The organism is Calyptranema fuscum S582 (genome assembly GCF_055793305.1).
In genome coordinates this window covers 67,608-92,339 of the sequence record NZ_JBSLYH010000004.1, presented here as the reverse complement: position 1 = coordinate 92,339, position 24,732 = coordinate 67,608, and the positions used below count along the sequence as shown (strand labels likewise).

Here is a 24,732-nt window from a genome sequence, read left to right as displayed (position 1 = left end):
GTATCATCCAAATATGATCGAATTAGGAGATTAGGGAATGAGGAACCTAATTCCTAACCCAACCCTACAACGTACCAAATCAGTTTTTACTCATCAAAAAAACTGAGTATAGTATTCATTCTGCAAAGCTGAAATGCATTGAATTTACATCCTCACTCTCAAGAATGCTCTGGAACTCGTTTTCAGATCTACAGCAAACTTGGGAGACAATCCCTCTGATTTCCAAGGTGACGCAACACCGCCAAGGCATATCAGCTTCGCTCCAGTCACCCATCAAAAATACAATTACTTAGCAAGTTTGAGGTCAGTTTATGAATGTCATCAAATCATTGCGAGATGTGCTGCAATATCTAAGCGAAGGTGCCAGCAGAATCTTCAGCCCGAGCAAAGATGAATATCCTGAAATCGGTGTACAACCTTTTGATGGCGAACCCTATTCGGAGTGGGTTGATTTATCCAAAGCAGAAAAGTAAGTATCTGGCAGTAATGCTGTCGTTCAGCTAATGTTAGCCCATGCGATAGTTTTGATACTGCCAACATCTAGCTCTTTTGTTTACTGATAACTTAGACAATTGAAGTAGGTGGTCATTATTAAACATAAAATCTTAGAATCTGGTGCCGCCTGCTGTGTAGGCGGCACTGGGGTTTAGATCTAAGCTTTAATTATGCCGATTTACTGAACCTGATGAAACAGGGTTTTGTTAATAGCAAAGCCCTGTTTTGTACTGGGATTTAAAGATTAACAAAACGAGCGTTATCGACGTGTTGAGAGGGCGACGGCTTTGCCGTCGCCCTCTTAAAACGAAATTGGGTTTAGGGCGTGTTTTAAAACTCGCTAAGAGGGTTATTTTTTCGTACGCGAAGTGCACGAAAAAATAACTTTAAAACAGACCCTAAGGATTTGTTAAGAATCTGAGATGACTCGCAATTGATCACATCGCTACAGGGGGATGGGGATGCCAAGATTCCTGGAAAAGACAGTCCCCTAAACGGTATCACAGCAAACGATTCCACCCCGCTAAGGGTGGTGATGTGTTAAAATTTCATAAGTAACTTGCGATATTTAGCAGCGATCGCAGCGCTAATTGGCATTTATTCACCCCATTTGCCATTTATTCGCCCAAATTTCGCGTTTTTGGAGCTTTTTCACCTATGACCAACCCTCAGGAGCGGATTGTCCCAACAGATCTGCGAAACGAGATGTCCCGGTCTTACCTCGAATACGCGATGAGCGTTATCGTAGGACGGGCACTACCAGATGCAAGGGATGGTCTCAAACCTGTCCATCGCCGCATTCTCTACGCGATGCATGAGTTAGGGTTAGTTCCCGATCGCCCTTTCCGAAAATGTGCTCGTGTTGTCGGGGATGTGATCGGTAAATACCATCCTCACGGTGATACAGCGGTCTATGATGCCCTGGTGCGGATGGCGCAGGATTTTTCCATGCGATCGCCCCTGGTCGATGGTCATGGCAACTTTGGTTCGGTGGATAATGATCCTCCGGCTGCCATGCGATATACCGAATGTCGTCTGCGACCGATCACGACTAATGCGATGTTGCAAGACATCGAATCTGAAACCGTCGATTTCATTGCCAACTACGATGGATCGCAACAAGAACCGTTGGTTCTGCCAGCGCGGGTGCCCCAGCTTTTGCTCAATGGCTCATCGGGGATCGCGGTGGGGATGGCAACGAATATCCCACCCCATAACTTGTCAGAACTGATCGACGGTGTGGTTGCGCTGATCCATAATCCCGAAATTACTGACCTGGAGTTGATGCGCTACATTCCGGGACCCGATTTCCCGACGGGCGCACAAATCCTCGGTACCAGTGGCATCCGGGAAGCTTATACCACCGGACGGGGTTCGATTACGATGCGCGGTGTCGCTCAGATCGAGACGATTGAACATCGTGGGCGTCCCGATCGCGATGCCATTATTGTCACCGAGTTGCCCTACCAGACCAATAAGGCAGCCCTGATCGAAAAGATTGCTGAGATGGTGAACGATCGCCGTCTGGAAGGAATTGCCGATATTCGCGATGAAAGCGATCGCGACGGGATGCGGATCGTCATCGAACTACGACGCGACGCTTACCCTCGGGTCGTGCTAAATAATCTCTATAAACAAACCCCACTCCAGGCAAACTTTGGGGTCAACATGCTGGCGCTGGTCAATAGCGAACCCCAGCTACTGAGCCTGAGACAATTCCTTCAGGTCTTTTTAGATTTCCGCATCGAGACGATTACCCGTCGGACTCGCTACGAATTGCGCAAAGCAGAAGATCGCGATCATTTGCTGCAAGGGTTGATGATCGCCCTATTAAACCTGGATGCCATCATCGCGTTGATTCGTCATGCTGCCGATGCGCCGACTGCCAAGCAAGAGCTGATGGAGTCTCATAGCCTGTCAGAATCTCAGGCAGATGCAATTTTGCAAATGCAATTGCGCCGACTGACTGCCCTGGAAGCTGAAAAGATCCGGCAAGAACACGAAGATTTGCAACTCAAAATTACGGATCTGCGCGATATTCTGGCGCGGCGAGAGCGAATTTTGCAGATCATTGAAACCGAAGCGGTTGAGCTAAAAGCCGCGCATGGGACGCCCCGCCGCACGGTAATTGAGCAACTCGACGGTGAGCTAGAAGACTCTGACCTGATCGCCAACGAAAAAGCGATTATTTTGTTGACCGAACAGGGATATATCAAACGTATGCCCGTGAATACGTTTGAGGCACAAAGTCGGGCAACTCGTGGTAAAGCGGGAACCCGGATGAAGGAAGACGATGGCGTTGAACACTTCCTTACCTGCAACGACCACGACAGCATTATGTTTTTTAGCGATCGCGGGGTCACCTATTGCTTGCGGGCATACCAGATCCCAACCGGATCTCGCACCTCGCGCGGCGTCCCGATCGTGCAACTGTTGCCCATTCCCCATGCCGAGAAAATCACCTCGATCGTCCCGGTAACTGAGTTTACAGACGACGAATATCTGGTAATGCTGACGCAAAAAGGGTATATCAAAAAAACGGGGCTGTCTGCCTTTAGCAATATTCGTGCCAATGGGTTGATCGCGATCTCCCTGGAAGAAGGCGACTTACTGCGCTGGGTGCGTCGTGCCCGTGCCGAAGATAGTGTCATTATTGGCACTCGCCAGGGTATGTCAATTCATTTTCGTACCGATCATGAACAACTGCGACCGTTGGGCAGACCGACTCGGGGCGTCCGTTCTATGTCGTTGCGCAAGGGCGACGAGTTGATCAGCATGGATATTTTGCCCAGTCAGGTGGTCGATATGGTCGCCAGTGCGGCTGGCGAACCCGAATCGGAAGCGGAAGAACTAGATTTAGAACTAGAGCTAGAACCCACCAGCGACCAGGGACCCTGGGCGTTAGTCGTCACTACCGGCGGCTTGGGTAAGCGGGTGCCCGTGTCCCAGTTCCGGTTACAAAAACGAGCCGGGATGGGGGTGCGATCGATTAAATTCCGGAAACCTGACGATCGCCTCGCTGCCCTGCGCATTGTCAATGAAGACGATGAAATGATGATCATCACTAGTCGGGGCATCATTATCCGCCAAGTCGTGAATGCCATCTCCAAGCAATCGCGGGCGGCAACGGGGGTACGGGTGCAACGGTTGGATGAAGACGATGCGATCGTTGCAGTTGCCCTGGTGCCACCTTCGAGTGGCGAAGAAACAGAGTCCACCGATCAGGCTGAGGGAGAAGAGGCTGCCGAGTAAACCCATATCCTCCACTCGCAGTCCTAAATTAGGTGTAAGATCAGCGGTTTGTGAGAGGTGCACCCCTTTGGGGCGCGCCTCTCACAACGTATTTGGGATTGCCACTTAACTTCGATGTGCCTAAAAATCCGTTTAAATTGGTATAACTTAACTGCCTTGATCTTTACAGCCAATAGCCAATCGTAAAATGAACGTGTAGGGTGGATGTAAAAGGGTAGGGATTGAAATTAGGTCGATGCTGAGAGTTTTCATACTACTGGTCATCGTCGGTGCGTTGACGATTTTTGCGTTGCAAAATACGACGCCGATCGCTCTGGTGATTTTAGCGGCACAAACGCAGGCATTGCCGAGCGCCGTTTGGGTAATTGGGGCGATCGCCGCAGGTGCGTTGACCAGCGTTGTCATTGCATGGTTATCGAGTGCATCCGCCATTTCATTGCGGCGATATCGGACTCGTCCGACCCAACGATCCACCACCAGTCGGTTTACCAATCCTACAGCCCCACGCGATCGCACAGGGGGTTGGTCGGCACCGACCGATCGTCCATCTACCAGTGGCACGTCTGCCAGTCGCACCGTCGCAGGCGATCGCTCTAGACCCTATGCCGACCCATCCCCAACGGCAACTGCCAAAAAGAAACCCTTGAATGAATGGGAAACGTTTGGCACCCGTCTTAACGACAACTGGGAAGACGTCGATCGGACTCACGAACAATGGCAAGTAGACGACCGTGAACCCGAACCTATACCCCAGCCACGGCGTAACCCCTATGCTCAAGCCAGCCGTCCGGGATACCAGACCTTCATCCAAGAACCCGAAGACGAACCAGAACCCGATCGGGAAGAATGGGAAGAATGGGATGGCTACGACGATCCTGAAGACGAGGTTGATCGGCGAGCCTATGATGTAGAGGATGAACCTTACACCGAAGCGCCACCCCGCCGCACCGATTTTGAAGTTAAGCAAGAACCCAGAGCAAGCTATCGCTCAGGTTCGATATATTCCTATACTTACCGAGACACAGACGAACCCGATCGCGATCCAGACGACGCTGGGGAAGATGAGACCGATGAAGCTGTTTACGACGCAGAATATCGAGTCATTACACCCCCCTACCGACCGGATTCAGAACCGTCTGCGCCATCCGAATTTAGCTCTGCACCTACTGCCGATGAACTAGCACAATCCGAAGACTGGCGATCGCCAAGCAGCGACGACGACGAGTGGGACTTCGAGGATGAGGATGATAAAGGCGATCGCCCTCGCCCTCGCAGATAGAATGGTGTTTGGCTGACGTTGGTGTGGGCAAGCACGGCAACGCCGCGCTTGCCCACACCAACGTCAGCTTTATTCAGTCCCCGATCCAAGCCTATTGTTAGGCAATGACCTGTTAAGCAACGAACGATCTATGCAGAACAACTTACTCCGAGGCGTTAATCTTTATCTGATTGGCATGATGGGAGCGGGCAAGACCACCGTCGGACGACTCCTGGCAGAACGCCTCGGCTATCGCTTTATCGATACGGATGCGGTGATCGAGCAAGCTGCCGGACAGACGATCGCCCAGATTTTTGCAGAATCTGGTGAAGTAGCCTTTCGGGAGTTAGAAACAACCGTGTTAAGCGAATTGTCGTCGTATACGCGACTGGCGATCGCTACGGGCGGTGGCATTGTGGTTAAGCAAGAAAACTGGAGTTATCTGCACTACGGGTTGATTGTCTGGTTAGATGTACCGCTTGAGCAATTGTTTGACCGGATTAAAGCAGATACAACCCGCCCCCTGTTGCAAGACCCTGATCCCTTACAGAAGGTAAAAACCTTACTAGAGCAGCGATCGCCCCTCTATGCCCAGGCAGATGTGCGCATCAGCGTTCAACCTGGCGAAACCCCAGACGCACTTGCGAACCGAATATTTGAAGAAATCAGCCAGGTCATTTTGCCACCCCGTACCCGAGAGTAATCTGGTCTGGTCGAGCGCGCGGCGCTATAGGCTTTCAACGAACAGCGTCCGTTCCAATGCGGCACCAGTTCATTCGTTCCGTGAACGCAGGTGTTGAAAACGGGACAAATTCGCCAGGAAAATCCCCGTGAGGTGCTTTCATCAAGACTCCCCACGAGGGTAAATATCCAGCCGGAGCTTGTAGGTTGAACTCTGGTTTTGGTCCATTGATGCCTCGCCCTACACGCTGGGTAAAGTGTTGCATAAACTCTATCCTGCCCATCCAATATGTTTGTGAACTGGAAGTCTGGTTCAACAGCTCATCCTGCACTGCTTGCCAAATTTCTCTCTGCACGCTAAAACCAAACCGTTCATGGCTATACTGTCGCCACAACTGATCCATCACCTTCAAATCGGCACAGGGGAGGCGGCTGATAGAGGTTTCAGAAATTGAAAAGGGATTTTTAATGTGCGTCAGTTGAATAATTGCCCAGGTCGTTTCTAGATCTGCGTCTGCCCAATTTTCAGCCTTGAGCAACCGTTCTAACTCGCCATAGTCACGGCTGGGCTGCTGCCAGCCTAACCAAAACGTCGCATCTTGCAGCAAGGGTTGTGCCAATAGTATGGCGATCGCACCTACCCCTACAAAAACCAGCGATCGCCACAATCGTTTATGGTGAGGGACGAAAGGGGGTAACTTGGGTTGAACCATCAGATCTATCTTTCCTTAGGATCGTGGATTTAATAGAACCCAATTCTTTTTGAGAGAGCGACGGCGAAGCCGTCGCTCTCTCAAAAAGAATCACAGGTTATTTAATTTGTGATCCTTAAGGATCACACATTAAATAAAACCCGGACGTTTATGGTGGGAAACGCGGCGACGACGCGCTTCCCACCATAACTCTTCAGTTCTATTAAATCCATGATCCCTATCTAGCTGAGGATTTGGCAAGGCTGATTTCATCGCCAGACCCAGAATCAGATACGTAATTCGCAATAACGCTGGTTTTCCGGATCAAGTACTACAAATCTTCGGTCTGAGGCTGCTAAACTTCATTCAATTCACTCGTTTTCGCTCTATCCTTTGCTATATCCAGATTTCTTCACTGCCAATGTTAACTAACGAATATATCGAGAAAGCCGAAGCCACTCGTGTCCGGGTTCTTAGCGAAGCCCTGCCTTACATTCAGCAATTTGCTGGGCGCACGATTGTGGTGAAGTATGGGGGAGCTGCCATGAAAGATAGCGTCCTCAAATCCACCGTGATGCGCGATATTGTGTTTTTGTCTTGCGTAGGGTTGCGTCCGGTCGTTGTGCATGGGGGAGGACCTGAAATTAATTCCTGGCTCGATAAATTGGGCATCGAACCGCAATTTAAGAATGGGTTGCGCGTAACAGATGCTGCCACGATGGATGTGGTGGAAATGGTATTAGTCGGCAGGGTAAATAAAGAAATTGTGGCATTGATTAACCAGGCGGGTGGATCTGCCATTGGGTTATGCGGTAAAGATGGCAACCTGATTAAAGCTCGCCCCGAAGGTCAGGAAGGGATTGGCTTTGTTGGCGAGGTCAGCAGCATTAACATCAATATCTTAAACTCATTGGTCAAAAGCGGTTATATCCCGGTTGTATCCAGCGTGGCGGCTGATGAAACCGGGCAATCTTATAACATTAATGCCGATACGGTAGCGGGTGAAATTGCAGCTGCTCTGGGGGCTGAAAAAATGATTTTGCTCACCGATACCCCCGGCATTTTGCAAGACCGCAATGATCCCAGCAGTCTGATTGCCAAAATGGATATTCAAGAAGCCCGTCGCTTGATCAACAGTGGCGTCGTTGCGGGTGGCATGATTCCCAAAGTTAATTGCTGTGTGCGATCGCTGGCTCAGGGTGTGCGAGCTGCCCACATTCTAGACGGACGGATTCCCCATGCCCTGTTACTCGAAATTTTCACCGACGCCGGGATTGGCTCCATGATTCTGGCATCTGAGTTCATGGTCTGATCGGGATCAAACTTAGGATCGTGGATTTAATCAAGCTGAAGTTTATTGTTGGAAGCGCGGCGTCGCCGCGCTTCCAACAATATTCAAAGAGCGACGGCAACGCCGTCGCTCTCAACAGAAATGACAGAGGAATAAGATCGGTGTGTAGCTGTGGCGCGGCAGAGCCGCGCCACAGCTACACTGGAACTTGATTGGGTTGCGAATTTTTTAGGGTAAGACTTCACATTGCCCATGATGGCGCAGCAGATGATCACAGAGAACCAGCGCCACCATCGCGTCTACCATGGGTACTGCTCTCGGTAAGACACAGGGATCATGCCGACCTTTGGCAGCCAGCAGGGTTTCTTCGCCGTCGTTGGTGACGGTGCGCTGCTCTTTGCGAATCGTAGCGGTGGGTTTAAAGGCGACCCGCAGGATAATAGTTTCTCCATTAGAAATACCGCCCTGGATACCGCCCGATCGATTGGTCACGGTGCGGATTTCGCCGTGTTCATCGATGTAAAACTCGTCGTTGTGTTCGAATCCAGTGAGCAACGTTCCAGCGAATCCTGAACCAATTTCAAACCCTTTGCTGGCTGGCAATGACATGACTGCTTTTGCCAGGTCTGCTTCTAACTTGTCAAACACGGGTGACCCCAACCCCTTGGGGACATGACGCGCTACACATTCGACCACCCCGCCGATGGAATCGCCTGCCCGTCCAGTTTGCTCGATCAGCTCAATCATGCGATCGGCACAGTCAGCATCGGGACAACGAACAATGTTGCTTTCAACTTGTTCTAGGGTCACGGTATTGGGATCAACCACCCCTTCTAAATCTTTGATGCGCTTGACATAGCTAATAATTTCGACCCCAGCCACTTGCTTGAGAATCTTTTTGGCGATCGCTCCTGCGGCGACTCGACCAATTGTTTCTCGGGCAGACGAACGACCTCCCCCCTGCCAATTGCGAATGCCATACTTAGCGTCGTATGTGGCATCTGCATGAGACGGACGATATTTCACCGCCATCTCGTCATAATCTTGCGATCGCGCATCTTTGTTGCGCACCAGAATCGAGATGGGTGTACCTAACGTCTTCCCTTGAAAGACCCCCGAGAGAATCTCGCATTCATCCGCTTCTTTCCGGGGTGTGGTAATTTTGCTTTGCCCAGGACGACGGCGATCGAGTTCAAACTGAATCTCTTCAGCCGTAATTTCTAATCGTGGCGGGCACCCCTCAATGACGACCCCAACGCCACCACCATGTGATTCTCCGAAGGTAGAAATTCGAAAGAGATGACCAAAGATGTTACCCATATGTGCTGCTCAAGTTGAATTGAATCGTCCCGCGTCCTTCCCAAAACCTACTCGTGTCTACGAGTTTTTGCTACCTTAGCCGACTAGACTTCATCACTTCTTGTTTAACAGAAGGACAAAATCAAGCTTTTGATAAGTAGAAATTCTAGGGTAGCGATTCTCGTTCACGACTCATTAACTCGGGTAAATTTCCGGATCCAGGCAGAGCTTTAGATTCAGTTGTAGAAATATAGCCGACGTAAAACGCCCCCGCTTCAATATCTAACGAGTTAGCGCTGACATCTCCTTCTAAGCGAGATGTGCGGGTCAGGGTCAAGCGTCCTTCTGCTATCACTCTAGCTTTAATCACCCCATGCAAAATAATATTATTGGCACGCAATTCGGGGCCCTCGATTAAGCCGGTTTGAGAAACTTCCAAATCACCCAAGACTTCAACCGTCCCGTGGACAATACCATGAACATGTAGCTCGCCTTCATGGTGTATATCACCCTGAATTTCGCTTTTCTCGCCGATATGGGTCAGTGACATCGGTTGCTTGCGCCTAAACATCGCCCCTTTGCTCCAAGGTGAATTCTTTTGATTGTATGAGACTAATTTCCAACTCTATAGCAGTACGCATTAGGGTTGTTAGGACGGGGTGCAGGGGTGAAACCTCTGCGTAGGGGCGCAGCCCCCACCCCCCAGATTGCAACATTTAGTGTTTGCACTACTAAGAACGTGCGAGCCACAACAGCTCTCGTTCAGACTTACTATGCATAGAGTCTATTCCAAATAATATTTGGGGTCTACAGCTTCGCCATTGTGGTAAACCGTGTAATGCAAATGTGGACCACTCGAACGTCCTGTATTCCCTAAGTAACCGACCACACTATCGCGAGTCACTGGCGTTCCTGCTGTCACTTCAATTTCCGATAGATGGGCGTACAGCGTTTGATAGCCGTAGCCATGATCGACTACAACATGATTGCCGTAACCCCCAGACGATTCTGCCTTAATCACTACCCCCGGTGCCGTGGCATAGATGGGCGCACCATAGGCAGCGGTGAAGTCTAAGCCGTTATGAAACTCAAATCCGCCGCCAAAGGGATTGTGGCGAAACCCATAGTCCGATGATTGGTCGAAAGCAGTTTTCAGCGGCACACCCTGGGGTATAGACTCTTCCCGTTCTAATGTTTCTTCTAAAGCGGGTTGCACTTCACCGTTGAGCGCTTGAAACAGGGTATAGAGTTTGTCTCTGGATACCTCCAGCAAATTTTCAGGAGCCACAGATTGAGCCACCCCTCCTTGCGGTAATGCTTCCCTCTTATTCAACGGTGTTGGGGCTGCTTCAGGAAGACCTGCTCGTTCTTGCAGCGTGTCGAGCTGCGTTTCTAAGGTTTCGACTTGCTCAAGAATTGTGTTGGCTTGCTGACTGAGATTGGCGTTGCGCTCGGTCAGAACTAAATTTTTATGATGGTAAGAATAAACAATGTTGCCGATCCATGCCGTCGGCACGGCGATCGCCGTTATCAGCACCCCAAGTACGACCATTGGTTGAAATGAGAGAGTAATCGGTGTCCTGCCCGTGCAAGAAATCAAAATGGTGTAGGTCTTAGGAAGGCGACGACTCATGAACAGTTACCGAGATTGTTGAGAGTTATTTCAGAAACACAATCGAGAAAGCATTATTGTATTACTCCATGCCCAAATTGTTAAATTTTTATTAAAATCGTCCTGATTTGACCTGGGTTGGGCAACAGTTTTCGGGCAACGATATGCTCTCGTCTCCCAGCCGATGTTGCCCAACGTCGTCTATAGCAGCGGCAGGGCTGGTTAAGACAGGGGCATGGGGGCGGCTGTGCCCCCGAACAGGGATTTTACCTCCCTGCACCCCGTCTTAATGAACCATTCAATTGCTATATCTGGGCAAAAAAAAGCGATCCCAGCGATCGCCTTAAATCTTAAGTCAACATGGGATCGATGAAAATTGTGGTTGCTTGATTGATGGATGTGCGCAATGAGACACACGATTAACCGGGAGGCCACGCCATCGGACGACCACCCAAAATGTGCAAATGCAAGTGGTAAACGGTCTGTCCGCCATCTTCTCCGGTGTTGATCACCACTCGGTAGCCATTGGTGAGACCCGCTTGTTCTGCCACACGCTTTACCGTTAATAACAGGTGCCCCATCAGCCGATGGTCTTGGGAGTCTGCATCTGCTAGCTTGGCGATCGGGTGCTTGGGCACTACCAGAATATGTACCGGGGCTTGAGGATGAATGTCTTTGAAGGCGATCGCCAGTTCATCTTCGTAGACAATATCTGCCGGAATTTCTCGCTTGATAATTTTGGTGAATAAAGTGTCTTGGGTGTCGCTCATGTTCCATCCGTGTAATGACTGCTTGCAGAATTGTAATACCGATTTAAAAACCAAATAGGCAGATGTTTTTTGAGAGGCGCGCTCCGCACGCCTCTCAAAAAACATCTGCCACCAAGCCAATTGTAAATTGCTATAAACAGGACTTATAGCAATACTTTGTAACGCTACACTTAAATACTACCTGTCTAAAACTGAGCAGATTCTACCCTAAAGATAGGCGCGTTGGAGTAGAGAAGACATGGCTCGTCCGTGGCTCATTACGATTGCGGAAAGTCGCGAAGAACTCGAACAACAGTTGCAACACGAAACCGAGGCTCGTCAGCAAGAACGACTGCAAATGCTGCATTGGCTAAAGCGTAGGCTGGTGAGCAGTCGCCAACAGATCGCTCAATTGCTCAATCGCGATGACTCGACGGTGATCCGTTGGCTCAACGATTACCGAGCCGGTGGACGGAGCCAATTGTTAGAGATGAAGACCTCTTCTGGAACGGCTCGTGTCATACCCTTATTCACCAGTTTGCCGCGCGTTATGCAGATGAAACACCTCAAAACACCTTTACAATGGGAAACCTTCAAGAATTTGAAAGTCCTGCGTCATTGAGGGCAAGAGGTATTAGCAGACATGACTGAAGAGGTGATTCGCTCAGTAACAAGATGGAAGTTCATCACAAATGCTGTACTATAGCGATTTGCAATCGAGTGGAGTACAGATTATTTCTTGAAAGCCATGCTTTGCATGGCTTTCAAGAAATAATCTGGTTCAAGCAGAGCGCGAAGCGCTATAAGTGCATCCTCAAATTGAGCTGGTATTAGTTGGCAATGCAGCCTGCATATCCAATGCCAAAAAGCGATCGAGGGCTTGATATACCCAATAAACCGACAATTGTGCATCCTTTGCTGTGAACTGAAATCCGAGCTTTTGCGCCAGTTCTTCATGGCTGGGATGAATCAGTAACGTATACAGATCGCAAAGGTTAGGAAAGTCTTGCTGCATCTGCTTCAGCGTTTGCTGCATATCTTGCAGAAACAGGGCACGGTAAGTCAAGTCATAGAGAGCATCAATCATCCAACTACGGATGAACGTTGCTACACAGGTTGTATCGCCTGGGTTTGCCATTGTGAACGGATCGACCTCAGAGAGTGAACTGAGATGCAAACTTTTGCGGGGTGGCGCGAAGAAATTGGCTTCTGATGCCGCTGCTGTAGGAAACAGCAAATAAAACCCCACCGGATGCTGATTGTCGCATCGTCGCAACACTCGCATTCCTTTGCCATACTGGTTTGCCCATTGCCGTAGCAGTCGGGCGATGCGGTGGGGGGTGGCGTTGCCATTGCGATTCATCCAGTTGTAGTTTGTGGCTAACAGATTTGCTACAGGAATCGCGTCGCAACGGGGATTGAAGGCATCCGGTTGTAGTTCGACAGGAAGCTGGATGAGGATATCTTCCGATACTTGTGGAATGGGGTTAATGATGATGCGGGTCGTATTGCCATCAAAGTAGGTTTTGATCAAACCAAGTGCTGCCAGTTTATCCAGCATCATCCCCGCAGCGCGATCGCTCCCCTTTTCCTTATCCCCATAAAACAAATCTGCCGCTTCTCGATGCGTACAACTCACCGCCTCTAGCAACAATTCCAGATCACCTAAGGGGGGTTTGAGAAACGGTTTCTGCTGCTGATACTGCTTCACCAGCAAATAAGCCCACAACCGCACAAAGCATTCTGATCGCGTGCGAGTAACTCCCAGCCGTTGTTCCAGGCGGACAATCACTTCGCGTTGTTGTTCACGCGGAAACCAAATTTCTAGTTCGCTGGGGGTCATGGCAGGAGTCGCTTCACCTTGCTTCACCTCTCTTCAGCTTAAGGGATGTCGCTACTGCCCACTGCACGCCAGTAATGCTTATTCATAGAATATTCAGTCCTGCCCCTCGCAGAATAGACACATCAGAAAAACGAGTGCAGCCAATCATCCATTAGATACCGATGCCGCCACTCCGATTTCTGAATTCATCACCTGTTTTGCGATGAGGTTGTCAAATGAGTTATTCAGTGAATGGTGCACCGATGGATCTCGCTGGTCACTGCCCCAATACTCTGCTCTATCTGCAAATCCGCAGCCGCATTAACCGTCTGATTGATCAATATTTATCCATTGATGTTTTGAGCGATCGCCTCTCCGATCTACCCAGTCAGTTTACCCAACCCCACCAACGCCCCTGGCAACCAATCTGCTGGAAAGCCATTGATACCAGCCAGATCATCGGCATCAACCCACAATTGTTTTTGCAACTCATCGCCAGTGCTGCCGAAATCGAGCTACCCATTCGTAGCTATGCCAAAGAAAGTTGGGATTATTTGCAATGCCTGCATCCCCAAATGGCAGCTTTTATGGGTGGCGAACTGGCTGATGATGGCAGCATCCTCAGTGTTGGCATTTGGGAAAAAGAAGAACGGCAACATGCGCCAGTCTTCCGCAAGCTGTATCAGCAACTCACCGGACAAACGCTGAGCCTCAAACCCAACACGGTCAATGGTTGTCAACCCAGTGATGACCCCTGGTCTGATTTACACCGCCACATCCTCAGCCGCATCGCAACCGAATGGAGTGCCGTCTCAGTCTATCTCTGGCTAATGGCACACTCGACCGGAGAACTGCAACAGGCGATCGCCCAACCCCTACAAGACGAAATCAACCACCTGGCAAAATTCTGGGGCTTCAGTCGCTGGGCATTTGCCAACTCCTATCGGCAACATCTTACAGGGTCAACGCAAAGCCTGATGACCCTGCTGCACCATCAACAAAACGAACGCACCCATGCCCCACAACTGCTCAAAGTCCAACATGAAATGCTGACCTCTGGCATGGAGCTGACCTTTAGTTTTACCCGCGTTATGGTTCGCTTACGCACCTGGAATCGCGAACTGACCTACAGCTACCTCAAACATCTGCTCGGTTCCACCCCTGACCTATTCAACTCACTGGCTGCTTGAAATATAACCGAGCAAAGGGGTGTAACCCCTACACCTCATTGGCTCAAACTGCTGATCACTGCCCCATTTCATCTGCAAGGAGAAACCCCCATGTATTCGATCGAACAGATCCAAGGCCAACCTGCTGCAACCGATGCCACCCAACCCATCACCGAACTGCTTCCCGGCACCTGGGGCATTTCCATGATTCATCCCCATCAGACCAGCAAACCAACTTCCCCCCAGCATCCTGCCCAACAGCCCCCCTACCTCGCTAAAGCCCCCAAACGTAACCGAGGATTATGTTTCTCCAGCCGAATTCATCGAGCACGCAAGACACGCTGAGATACAGACGCAGAGATGCGGAGACCCGGAGACATGGGGATACGGAGACACGGAAAAATCGCAAAGCCTGTCCCCACCCACCCACTCCCTCTCCCATCTACTTCCCCACCCACCCACTCCCCCCTATCCCCTATCCCCTACCCCGGAGCAAGACCATGAAAAACAATGTCAACTTACCCCAAACCCATACCAATGCCTGGATTGCACAAACTTGGGCTTCGTTTATTATTGCGATCGCTGCTACATCCATCGGCATTCTCTATCTCCCCGTCAACCCCTGGATGAAAGGCTACCTCAGCATGGGAATGCTATTTTCCATCGGCTCCACCATCAGCCTTGCCAAAACCACCCGTGATATGGATGAAGCCAAGCGGTTGTTATCCAGAGTCGATGAAGCCAAGCTAGAAAAATTCCTAGCAGAATACGATCCGTTCCAGCAAAAACCCTAAACAGGACTGACATACTGCATGCGCCTCCTGCCAGTTTTAGCTGAGGTTGCACAAGGCTTTGCCCTGTGCAACCTCAGCATTGCACCAGTCCTACTATACTGGGTCAGTTCACAATTTTGGTCGAGTGGGGGTGTCGGGTAACACAAAGCCTATCCCACACCTTTTTTATTCTACATGCGTAGCGCTATCAGTTCTAAACCGTTTAAATTCTGAGGCGTCCGGTGGTGATGATCTGGAAGCCACCGAGCAGGGCGGCAAACGCCAAAAAGAAAGTCCACAAGCTGGTCGGGCGTAAAACTACTTTGCCGCTGACAAACACCAGGACAATGCCCAACCCGACTAAAATCCAACCGATTTCTCGTAAGCCGCGATCGCCATAGAGCAACATCAACAGTCCAGCCAGAATGGAGATTACGGAACCACTGGCTGACAGATCGCGCCACCAATAGGCTGAAACTTGAGTCGTAAAAATAATGTTTTGCCCCAGAAAATAGATGCCTGCCAGGATCAAAACCAAACCTATCAATTTGCCAAAGAGTCGCATAGGGTGCTGAGTAGAAACATTGCCGGAAATTGCCACAATTGCTACACGCTGGCAGCATTCTGATCATTGTGGCTGATGCAGGTGGAGTTTGCCCATCCCCCTTCCTGATTGGCGCTTCGCGCTCAGCTAATACAGACTATTGTTTGAAAGCCATGCGGAGCATGGCTTTCAAACAATAACTTGCACTCCACCTGATTGAAAATCGTGATAAGTAACGATTGAGGGAGCGCGGCTTGCCGCGCTCCCTCAATCAAATAGTCTGGTTACGGGATGATCTGGATGATCTAATAGTTTCTGCGGAACGCTGCCAACCATTCGCGTAGTTGCTCAGCCGCAACATCTCGACCGCCTAACCCAAAGGCTAGAGCGATCGCCACTGCCACCGCTCCCAACAACAGACCAAATGCCAAATTGACAATATTGCTGGCAACTCCAATCTGTTGCAACGCCATTGCCGAAATCAGCGTAATGATCGAAATTCGGGCAGTTTGTCCCAAAATACGAGCTTGCCGACCCCCCGAACTGGTGATCAGGGTATAGGCAAGATTTGCCAGATATAGCCCAATGGCAAAGACCACCAGACCTGCCAGGATACGACCAGCAATCACAATAATGCCCGTGATTAAGGTCGTCAGCGCCTCGATATTGAGAATATTGATGGCAGCCACCGCCGCAAACAGCAAGATGCCGATCCACACAACAATGCCAATGACTTCAGAAGGAGTTTTTTGGGGAAGTGTGGGCGTGGCAACTTGTCCACCTTCTACTTGCTCAGGTTGGGCAGCAGGTGGTGCAGGAACGGTGCCCGGTTGAGCTTGCAAACCCAGCCAGTAGAAGACATTGTTGAACCCAATGCTGGTGAGAATGCTTGTCACCAACTCCGCAACAAATTGCCCAACCGCATAAGCGGCTATCAAAATAATCGTAGCGGTAAAAATTTCTGGCAAGGCACCCAGTATATCGTTGAGCATGGCGATCGCAGGAACTGAAATCGCTTCGATCCGCAACGTATTGAGAGCCGCGATCGCCGTGGGAATCAAAATTAAAACGAAGACAATCGTGCCGATAATCGACGACAGCGATTGAGTGCCTCGGGTTTGAGTTAAGCCAAATCGACTACCCAGGCGATCGGCTCCTGCGGCTAACAAAAAGTTTGTGACAATTCGTCGTATCACTTGAGCAACCAGCCAACCTGCTGCACCAATTAACAGGGCTGCCAGAAGGTTAGGAATGATGGACAGAATGTCATTGAGCAGTTGTTGAACGGGTTCTAACGTTCCCTGCAATCCCAATGTATTGAGAACAGAGGGTAAAAATAACAGAAAAATAAACCAATAGAGCGTGTTCCCAATGGTTTTGCTGAGCAAAAACTCATCCCGTACCGGAGTTGTTGTGGTTTGTTGTACGGTTGGGGTCGCTTGCGGCACGGTGTTGCCAACGGTTGCCGACGCAGGGGTTGCATCAGCAGGAGAGGCGACTTGTTCTCCCAAGCGTTGATCGATATTAAATGCCTGAAGCGATCGCGTGACGATCAGCTTGACCAACGTTGCGATTAACCAGGCAATACTCAGCAAAATGATTGCCCCTACCAACTGGGGTACATAGCCCACAATCTGGTTGAGGAAATTATTTAACGGCTCCGATGCTGCCGTCAGTTGTAACGCCTGAAGGAAGGCAACAATGGTAAAGATAAAAATAATCCAGAACACCCCGGTAGAAATCCAATTTTCTATGGGAGGTGTTGTAGTGGATGGATGCCCAGAAACCCAAGTTGCCAGCCGATTGTCAACATTAATCTTCTTCAACAAGCTCCGAACAAGCGCAGCTGCAATCAGCGACACGACCCAACCCACGACCAAAATGATGATGGCTCGGATCAGGTTTGGTACAGACGTTCCCAGGCTAGCTCCAATTTCGGTTAGCACATTGTTGCTACCGACTGTAGACTCAGGAGCGGAATTGCTCACCTGTAGGAACACTGTGTAGATTGCATCCACACTCGCCAGCGATGATTGGGCAGATATAGACTGCACCATGCTTTGACTAATGGCGATCATTGTTTTACTCAAAGAACAACGGTAAATGCTAGGTCATGAAGCGATCGCTGAGATAGATGGCGATCGCCTCTTACTCACAGAAGCAAAGCTGCGACTGTGACAGACTCAACCTGAACTTTCCTCTTTACAGAGGGATAAGCAGACAATACCTTAGACTTCAATAATTTCCCTCTTTCTTTGTAGAGAAATTAGCTTTGGATAAAATAACTTTTTTGAACAATTAATCAATGTAACGCTTTGTGTCTGGATAGATTACGGTTGTTATCTGAGAGCCTCGCCCCGCGAGGCTCTCAGATAACAGCTTGTACGTCACGCCAGAAAAGATTGATGATTAAAATTGTGCAGATGATGGTTGGAGCGCCACGCTCCAACCATCATCTGCTCGATAGCCATTTAATCTTGATTGCTTACTGATTGCATGGGTGCTTGGAAGGGAGATAACGCTAAAGTTTTTCGCTTTCCTTGGCAATCAGGTCGAGATTTTTCCGAATTTGTGTCGCGATCGCTTCTAAAGCCTCTGCCCAAGCCAAAGATTCAGACGCTGGCAAACACACTCCATCCTGTTCTGCGATGAAGTGAATTAATTTTCTTTTTTTGACCGCTAAGGAAGCATTTTTGGAATGATCTCGGCACGACACTTCTTTCAGTTTAGTAATGGCTTGAAGTGATCCCATAGGTCGTCTAAAAATGAAACGACTTGTAGCTTGTCTTCATAAATTAGCAGTAGCATATCGCTCACATGGACGGTGGGCAAGAGAGTTCACACCCCCTATTCAACCTGATCCAGACGTCAGCAGTTTTACAGCGCTTCGCGCGGCACACAACAAAAAATCTGTGGCTTAATCAATTGAAAATGGCTGTAAATGAGGTGTACAGTAAGCGAACTGTGAGAGGCGCACCCCGCAGGGGTGCGCCTCTCACAGTTCACCTGGGATTGCTATTGGTAAGGGTCTAAATCTATAGACCATGGGATTGAACCGTTCGCAGAGTATGCCTTTCAACTCAACAACAACAAAAACATCATCATCACCGCATTTTTAACCTGACTCGTCTTCTATTCGATGGCTTGTTTTAATTGATTCGATGTAAGCGATCGCACCAGATCAACCGGCATTGCAGACCGACTAATGGCAGCGGCATAGGATGCTGTGAGATAAATACTGTAATCAGATTGGTCAGTAAGATGTGTAGTCAAAAATGCAGTCCCTAATCCCTGGAGATAGGTAAAGGCAATTCTAGGATCGGGACCTACGACCGAAGAGGGAAAATCCACTGACTCAGAACTACTGCCACTCAACGTAGAAAAGTGAGTGCCACCTTTGAGCAGTGCCAGGTATTTATTCGTAGAGGCTAACCAGGTAAACGGGCGAATTTGTTCGGGTAATGCTGGCGACACCGTGTCGTCTGTACCACTCATGATCAACACAGGAATCGTAATATCGCCAAACCCCGATTCACCAAATAATGCTGCCCCTACCGGATTAATCACAATAATGGCTTTAACGCGATCGTCGTGCAAATCTGGAATGGTCGATGTTAGTTCTCGGGCACGACACTCTAGCAACAATGCCAGGTTAAACGTACTGGTGTCGGCACAGACTGTGCTTAAGTGTTGTAAATCTATTTTTGCGCCCGCTAACGCCAACGCGGTATAGCCCCCATACGACTGTCCGATCACAGCGACCCGTCGTAAATCTAAGTGCCCAGTTAAGCGTGCATTCGACTGCGACTCGGTTGCTAGCGTATCCAGCAAATATTTGATATCTAGAGGGCGATTGATTAATTCACTGGGTTCTGTGATTTCGTTTGCCCGACCCGATAGCAAGGCTTCCATCCGCTGAGAATCGCTGCCGGGATGTTCTGGCACCGCAACGACAAAGCCATGAGAGGCTAAATGTTCGGCAAGATAGGCAAATGTTGTGCGATCGCTTCCTAACCCGTGGGAAATCACAACGACAGGGGCATTTTGCAGCGTTACATTCTGACGTTGCGGCAAATAGATATCGGCGGGGAAGGCTTGGGTTCGCAGCGGATTATTGATCGAAAGGGGAATTTTAGTCGAGGTATATGGCCCCGGCGATCGCAAATCTGGCAGTCCGGCTGGATTGCTCCACGGCTGAGCCAGACTTTCTTGCTGGGACTGTTGATTGACTAGGGCGATCGCTGCCTGACTTTGGCTGATCAGCCTTTCTAAACTACCGGCTAGTTGCAACCCTTCATTCAGGTCAACAATCATATTCGGTAGGGGCATTTTTTCTAGCACATTCAATAACGTTAAGCCTTCGGGATCAGACGCTGCTAAGATCAACGCGCTACGCAACGCATAAAAGCCCGATAATCCCGAATCCGTGCGAATAACCGTTCCCAACTGCCTGAGTAATACTTCTCCAGGCTGAGTGTAGAGAAATTGCGAGACGGCAACCGCCGGAAAGTCGAGACGAGTCTGCAAGATATCGTTCAGTTGGGCTAACTGTTCATCATTCAACGAACGGATGTAGGGGCGCAAATTGGCATCAATGGTGCCATCTTCGGCATAGGCTTTGAGTGACTCAATCGACAGCGATCGCTCAAATAACCCATACTGTGCCGTAATTCTCTCGGCAGCAAAAACCAGTTTGGCATCCCCCACGATTAAGGGAATCAGACATACGCCTGTTAACAGTCCCAGCCATTGTTGCCATGGAGTACGAACAACGCGATCCCGAATAATGCGATCGCGAATAATGTGATCGCGAATGGTGCGATCCCGAATAATGCGATCGCGAACCATAGGCTCCGTGACCGTACGGTCACGGAATAAAAGATGGCGGCAGGCAAAATTATCAACTATAGGAGTGTGGAATATCAGGTCGCGGAGTCCTAAATCACGGAGTCCTAAATGGCGTAAGGCGAACTGCTTCATAAGATTTGCTTCATCAGGGTCGAGGAGGTTCTACGTAGCGTTGCAATGTGCTCAAGCTCACTTCAGCCAATAATGCCAGCAAAGCCACTGGCACCGCACCTACTAAAAGGATCGAATTATCGTATAAAGAAAATCCCCGAACAATGAAGCTACCTAGTCCACCTGCCCCAATAAACGCCGCTAACGTCGCACTCGAGATCACTTCTACCGTTGCCGTTTTGATCCCCGCAATCACGATCGGCAACGCTAATGGAATCTCAACCTGGCGTAATACTTGCCGATGATCCATCCCCATGCCGTAGGCAGCTTCTCGAACCATCGGATCGATGCTACGGAAAGCCACATCGGTATTAATTAAAATCGGCGGCATGGCAAGAACCGTTAAAGCGATCGCCGCAGACTGAAAACTCAACCCAAAGTAGGGAATGGCTAAAAACAAAATCGCCAGACTGGGAATCACTCGCAATGCATTAAAACTATTGATCAACAGCGTTGAGATCAGACGCGATCGCGCACTCCACAACCCCAACGGCAACCCCATCAGCAAGCCACAACCCAGGGGCACTAACACCAGGCGTAAATGTTCGACAAATGCCACTCCTAACTCATTTGCATGACTGATCGCATACTCAGACACTTGACTGACCATAACCCCTACATCAAAACTCAAAACAGTTGTATTAAGAAATGCGTCAGTCTGTAATCCCTGTTCAATTCTCAGGGCAGTCTGTAAATGAGGTGCAGACCACACCTTACACATTAACAAAATAATACGAAGCCCTTACGAAATCCCCTTCTACGCAGGGCTAATATACTGTCAGAGGGCAAAAAATAAGTCTTTGGGACGAGGTTCAGGAGAATCACTCCTACATGGGGCGTAGCCCCTGTCCTGCCGACTAAAAGAATAGTTATTTGCACTACCATTCCGCAGGGAAAAGCACTTTGCCACACAGGGTTGCCTGAGCAACGAAACTATCGATTGCCACCCAAACTTACCTGCAAACACCGTAGCTCACTAGAATTGGGAGTACTCATGCACGCATTAAATCATGTCCTCGACCGCAAAGTCTTAGATGCAGATGGTCGTTACTTAGACACCCAGGGCTTAAAACCCCTAGAACTCTATTTTCAAACTTATGCATCCCGACTAGAAGCCTACCAGCAACTGCGTGACAAGAGCAAAGATTTAGTAACCCAGGCGTTAAAAAAACTTAGTCAAACGCATCCTGAACTGATCCAAAAGCATGGACCCCGGTGTCAGTACGACATGGCTGAGGTGCTGCGCTATACGGCTCTTTCGATTTTGAGAGATGATGAAACTTTCTTCAAAGAGCAGATGATTTCGTGGTTAGATACCATTTTGCTGGCACATAAAAAGCACGCGCCCTGTGCCACCGCCTATCGCTATCTGCAAGATGCCATCAACAATTCCTTGCCTGCTTCTACCAGTAGCATTGTTCGCCCGTATATGGAAAGCGTTATCTTGACTCTGCAATCCCACGCTTGATGGCGATCGCTATTCCATCCCCCTACTCGCATCCACCGGCATGATGCCAGCTCCGCATCCCTAAAAAATACTTTCCTAACCTTCATCAGGCGTCTTCTAGATCTCCTTACCCACTGGCATTGCTGCACGACGGGATGTTTTGGCATGGGAAACGGAAGACCTCATGCACAAAAACAGATCCAAAAATTATCAACGCCTACTCATTTGATTCGGAGGAAAGATTGCTATGAATCAGTTAAACCCAATCACGGTCAACCGTCGTTCGTCAGTCGAAGAGCGTCAAATTGCACTGCATCACATCTATCAACAAGTTTTAGAAAGACAGCCCTATCGCTACGAACGGAAGAGTTTGGCTAAAGCCGAGAAAGACTTTCTTGCCGATAAGATTGGCGTACGTCGCTTCTTGAAAGAATTGGGACATTCAGAGGTATATCTCAACTCTTTCTACTTCAACAGCTCAAACTTGAAGTTTCTCGAATGGTGCTTCAAGCATTTTATGGGACGTGCGCCGATTGATCAAGATGAAATTCGCACCTACTGCGACATTTTGATGAAACATGGCGTGCATAAGTTGATTACGGCATTGTTGGATTCTGAAGAATACCGCAAAGTGTTTGGTTGTTTCACGGTTCCTTATCCTCGCAAGATTGAATACTATGAATCGCCAAAAGCATTCATGCAATCTGAGATTTTGAATCACGAGCATATTGGGCAACGGGGTTGGATTGTGCCCACCATCTACTGGCATCAATTGGGTTTAAACTGTGATGCAGGTGTATGTCGTCATCCAGAAGCCGATGAAGTATTGAATCCACCTGTTTCTGAAACAGGCGAAATGCTTCAGGAAGAACTGCTAGAGCTGTTAAAAGCGCTAGAAACTTCTAAAGCGAAGGAAGTAGTAGCGGGCTTGTCTCCTCAACAAAAAGCAGCCTTGCGTCGAGCCATTCATCGCTAACAATCGCATTCTAGAGCAGCCGAAAGGCTGGTTAGGACAGGGGCGCGGGGGCAGTGACCCCGGACAGGGGTTTCACCCCCGTACCCCGTCCTAAACCCATTCAATTGCTTAGGATCATGGATTTAATAAAACCCGATTCTTGTTGAGAGAGCGGCGGCGGAGCCGCCGCTCTCTCAACAAGAATTACAGATTAATTAATCTGTGATCCTTACTCGTTATCAGATCCGTTAAAGCATCCAAGAATCAGGGGGCGTGGCACGCAGTGCCACGCCCCCTGATTCTTGAGTTTTATAAAAAAACGGAGTGCAGAGGTGTTTCCTTGTACTCCGTCACGGTCTGTTAACCTGCCACAATAGTGCTGGTAAAGTCGTTGGCAGTAATTTGATCGGCTTGAACCCCTTTTAATAGAGCTAATTGATCCGTGCCAAAGCTAATAGACGTGTTTTGACCTCGTTGAGTAATGGTCAGATCTGCGAAACCAATGCCAGATGATAAACCGAGCTTGTCTTGATTGCTGAAATCTTGAATCACATTGGTTCCGCGTCCTTTTTTCAAGACAAAGATATCTGCTCCTGCATCACCGATGAGTATGTTTCGATCCAGTCCACCGTCTAAGATGTCATCACCGTTGCCACCGGATAGGCGATCGCGACCATTGCCACCCTTGAGCACATCATTGCCATCGCCGCCGAACAACGTATCCTTACCAATGCCACCAAATAGACTATCGTCGTCACCATTGCCTTTGAGAACATCATCTCCTCTTAGCCCTGAGAGGATATCATCGCCAGCCAAACCAATTAATATATCTACTTGATTATCCCCTGTAAGTCTGTCGTCGCCTGAGGTTCCTTCTTCCGGTAAAGCGAAAACATCGAACGTAACAATATCTTTATAGGTCATCGCTAACCCAGCAGATAAGCTGGCGATTTGTACTTGCTCAAACGAACCCGTACCATCGGCGTCAAAAAATAGGTTGCCAGTATCACTGTCGTAGATAAAGCGTTGATTGGCGGTCGTTGCGCTTTCACCTACATGAAACTGATTGGCTTTAATAGTAGTATTAATAGGTAATCCAACGTCTACGTAAGAGGATGTAGTTCCGACGAAGATAGCGATCGCATCATCCGCGACATTGAAATCAGAAATTTGGTCAACGCCATCATAGAAGCGACTGCGAAATACAAATTTGTCTTCGCCACTCCCCCCAATCAACACATCGGGTGTGAACGCGTTAGCATTGCCGTAGATATAATCATCGCCACCTAACCCATCAAGAGTGGTAGATAAACCATTCCCTTCCAAAAAATCATTGCCCTCTGTGCCTACGGTCGTGGTAGCTGATGCTTGAGATGCTGACATAGGATGACTCCTGATTAGTTTAGATAGAACTAAGGTTTATAGCAGTCGAAGAGCTGGTCAGGTCAGGGGTGCGAGGGCGTAGCCCCCGCACAGGGGTTCCACCCCTGCACCCCGTCCTGATTACCCATTCAATTGCTATCACTATGTCAAAATCCTAAAATTGAATCGAGAAGAAGTAGGGAAGTCAATCAACACAAAATTGCACTCCCGAGGGAGCGCAACTTTGTGTTGAGAGTTCTTACAGCGGTTTTCAATCGCTTAAAACCAGGTTATTTTTGTGAGAGCCTCGCG

General features: G+C 49.1%; 23 protein-coding genes. 11 read left to right on the top strand and 12 right to left on the bottom strand.

All coding sequences use genetic code 11. The annotated features are described in order from the left end of the window. Positions 1-311 precede the first annotated feature (311 nt). From ACR6Z4_RS04540 to ACR6Z4_RS04525, 4 genes are all read left to right on the top strand, one after another. Entirely contained in the window at positions 312-473 is a 162-nt protein-coding gene (locus ACR6Z4_RS04540) for an isochorismate synthase (protein ID WP_479716034.1), read from the top strand. Positions 474-1,152: 679 nt separating this feature from the next. After that, positions 1,153-3,747, top strand: a complete 2,595-nt coding sequence (gene gyrA / locus ACR6Z4_RS04535) for a DNA gyrase subunit A (RefSeq protein WP_479716033.1) — start codon at positions 1,153-1,155, stop codon at positions 3,745-3,747. 235 nt (positions 3,748-3,982) lie between these two features. After that, complete coding sequence (locus tag ACR6Z4_RS04530; protein ID WP_479716032.1) at positions 3,983-5,026, top strand: LapA family protein; 1,044 nt, start codon at positions 3,983-3,985, stop codon at positions 5,024-5,026. A gap of 130 nt (positions 5,027-5,156) precedes the next feature. Continuing rightward, the gene (locus ACR6Z4_RS04525) at positions 5,157-5,708 is read left to right on the top strand and encodes a shikimate kinase (RefSeq protein WP_479716031.1); all 552 of its coding nucleotides are present in this window, start codon (positions 5,157-5,159) and stop codon (positions 5,706-5,708) included. Positions 5,709-5,742: 34 nt separating this feature from the next. Here the strand turns inward: ACR6Z4_RS04525 and ACR6Z4_RS04520 are convergent, their stop codons facing one another. Next, on the bottom strand, positions 5,743-6,399 hold the full coding sequence (locus ACR6Z4_RS04520; RefSeq protein ID WP_479716030.1) for a GUN4 domain-containing protein: 657 nt from the start codon (positions 6,397-6,399) through the stop codon (positions 5,743-5,745). Between the two features lie 400 nt (positions 6,400-6,799). Between ACR6Z4_RS04520 and argB the strand changes: the two genes are divergently transcribed. Then, positions 6,800-7,690 carry an acetylglutamate kinase gene (argB, locus tag ACR6Z4_RS04515; RefSeq protein ID WP_479716029.1) on the top strand — a complete coding sequence of 297 codons (891 nt, stop codon included), beginning with the start codon at positions 6,800-6,802 and terminating at the stop codon, positions 7,688-7,690. A gap of 207 nt (positions 7,691-7,897) precedes the next feature. On the opposite strand, the gene aroC is transcribed toward argB, so the two are convergent. The 4 genes from aroC to ACR6Z4_RS04495 form a co-directional block, all read right to left on the bottom strand. After that, positions 7,898-8,989 carry a chorismate synthase gene (gene aroC, locus ACR6Z4_RS04510; RefSeq protein WP_479716028.1) on the bottom strand — a complete coding sequence of 364 codons (1,092 nt, stop codon included), beginning with the start codon at positions 8,987-8,989 and terminating at the stop codon, positions 7,898-7,900. A gap of 145 nt (positions 8,990-9,134) precedes the next feature. Next, a complete protein-coding gene (locus tag ACR6Z4_RS04505; RefSeq protein ID WP_479716027.1) occupies positions 9,135-9,539 on the bottom strand; it encodes a bactofilin family protein in 405 nt (134 codons plus the stop codon). A 213-nt stretch (positions 9,540-9,752) separates the two neighbouring features. Beyond that, positions 9,753-10,601 (bottom strand): M23 family metallopeptidase, encoded by an 849-nt coding sequence (locus ACR6Z4_RS04500; protein WP_479716026.1) that lies wholly within the window; start codon positions 10,599-10,601, stop codon positions 9,753-9,755. Between the two features lie 398 nt (positions 10,602-10,999). Then, complete coding sequence (locus ACR6Z4_RS04495) at positions 11,000-11,350, bottom strand: histidine triad nucleotide-binding protein (RefSeq protein ID WP_479716025.1); 351 nt, start codon at positions 11,348-11,350, stop codon at positions 11,000-11,002. Positions 11,351-11,588: 238 nt separating this feature from the next. On the opposite strand from ACR6Z4_RS04495, the gene ACR6Z4_RS04490 reads away from it, so the two are divergent. After that, positions 11,589-11,951, top strand: coding sequence for a helix-turn-helix domain-containing protein (locus ACR6Z4_RS04490; RefSeq protein ID WP_479716024.1), 363 nt, complete (start codon positions 11,589-11,591; stop codon positions 11,949-11,951). 192 nt (positions 11,952-12,143) lie between these two features. Here ACR6Z4_RS04490 and ACR6Z4_RS04485 read toward each other — a convergent pair whose 3' ends face one another. Then, positions 12,144-13,172, bottom strand: a complete 1,029-nt coding sequence (locus ACR6Z4_RS04485) for a hypothetical protein (RefSeq protein WP_479716133.1) — start codon at positions 13,170-13,172, stop codon at positions 12,144-12,146. 215 nt (positions 13,173-13,387) lie between these two features. On the opposite strand from ACR6Z4_RS04485, the gene ACR6Z4_RS04480 reads away from it, so the two are divergent. From ACR6Z4_RS04480 to ACR6Z4_RS04470, 3 genes are all read left to right on the top strand, one after another. Next, on the top strand, positions 13,388-14,341 hold the full coding sequence (locus tag ACR6Z4_RS04480; RefSeq protein WP_479716023.1) for a hypothetical protein: 954 nt from the start codon (positions 13,388-13,390) through the stop codon (positions 14,339-14,341). A gap of 90 nt (positions 14,342-14,431) precedes the next feature. Next, positions 14,432-14,665 (top strand): hypothetical protein, encoded by a 234-nt coding sequence (locus ACR6Z4_RS04475; protein ID WP_479716022.1) that lies wholly within the window; start codon positions 14,432-14,434, stop codon positions 14,663-14,665. Between the two features lie 155 nt (positions 14,666-14,820). Beyond that, complete coding sequence (locus ACR6Z4_RS04470; protein ID WP_479716021.1) at positions 14,821-15,114, top strand: YiaA/YiaB family inner membrane protein; 294 nt, start codon at positions 14,821-14,823, stop codon at positions 15,112-15,114. A gap of 202 nt (positions 15,115-15,316) precedes the next feature. Here ACR6Z4_RS04470 and ACR6Z4_RS04465 read toward each other — a convergent pair whose 3' ends face one another. The 5 genes from ACR6Z4_RS04465 to ACR6Z4_RS04445 all read right to left on the bottom strand — a co-directional run bounded on the left by ACR6Z4_RS04465 (position 15,317) and on the right by ACR6Z4_RS04445 (position 21,266). After that, positions 15,317-15,658 (bottom strand): hypothetical protein, encoded by a 342-nt coding sequence (locus ACR6Z4_RS04465; protein ID WP_479716020.1) that lies wholly within the window; start codon positions 15,656-15,658, stop codon positions 15,317-15,319. A 284-nt stretch (positions 15,659-15,942) separates the two neighbouring features. Then, positions 15,943-17,715 carry a mechanosensitive ion channel gene (locus tag ACR6Z4_RS04460; protein WP_479716132.1) on the bottom strand — a complete coding sequence of 591 codons (1,773 nt, stop codon included), beginning with the start codon at positions 17,713-17,715 and terminating at the stop codon, positions 15,943-15,945. Positions 17,716-18,158: 443 nt separating this feature from the next. Next, the gene (locus tag ACR6Z4_RS04455; protein ID WP_479716019.1) at positions 18,159-18,389 is read right to left on the bottom strand and encodes a hypothetical protein; all 231 of its coding nucleotides are present in this window, start codon (positions 18,387-18,389) and stop codon (positions 18,159-18,161) included. Between the two features lie 380 nt (positions 18,390-18,769). Beyond that, positions 18,770-20,617 carry an alpha/beta hydrolase gene (locus tag ACR6Z4_RS04450; protein ID WP_479716018.1) on the bottom strand — a complete coding sequence of 616 codons (1,848 nt, stop codon included), beginning with the start codon at positions 20,615-20,617 and terminating at the stop codon, positions 18,770-18,772. A 13-nt stretch (positions 20,618-20,630) separates the two neighbouring features. Next, on the bottom strand, positions 20,631-21,266 hold the full coding sequence (locus ACR6Z4_RS04445; RefSeq protein WP_479716131.1) for an ABC transporter permease: 636 nt from the start codon (positions 21,264-21,266) through the stop codon (positions 20,631-20,633). A 384-nt stretch (positions 21,267-21,650) separates the two neighbouring features. Here ACR6Z4_RS04445 and ACR6Z4_RS04440 point away from each other — a divergent pair, with 384 nt between their 5' ends. Together ACR6Z4_RS04440 and ACR6Z4_RS04435 are read left to right on the top strand one after the other, a co-directional pair. Beyond that, positions 21,651-22,124: a globin family protein gene (locus ACR6Z4_RS04440; protein WP_479716017.1), complete on the top strand. Its 474-nt coding sequence runs from the start codon at positions 21,651-21,653 to the stop codon at positions 22,122-22,124. Positions 22,125-22,350: 226 nt separating this feature from the next. After that, positions 22,351-23,079 carry a phycobilisome rod-core linker polypeptide gene (locus ACR6Z4_RS04435; protein WP_479716016.1) on the top strand — a complete coding sequence of 243 codons (729 nt, stop codon included), beginning with the start codon at positions 22,351-22,353 and terminating at the stop codon, positions 23,077-23,079. Positions 23,080-23,418: 339 nt separating this feature from the next. Here ACR6Z4_RS04435 and ACR6Z4_RS04430 read toward each other — a convergent pair whose 3' ends face one another. Next, the gene (locus ACR6Z4_RS04430; protein WP_479716015.1) at positions 23,419-24,441 is read right to left on the bottom strand and encodes a calcium-binding protein; all 1,023 of its coding nucleotides are present in this window, start codon (positions 24,439-24,441) and stop codon (positions 23,419-23,421) included. Between the last annotated feature and the right edge of the window lie 291 nt (positions 24,442-24,732).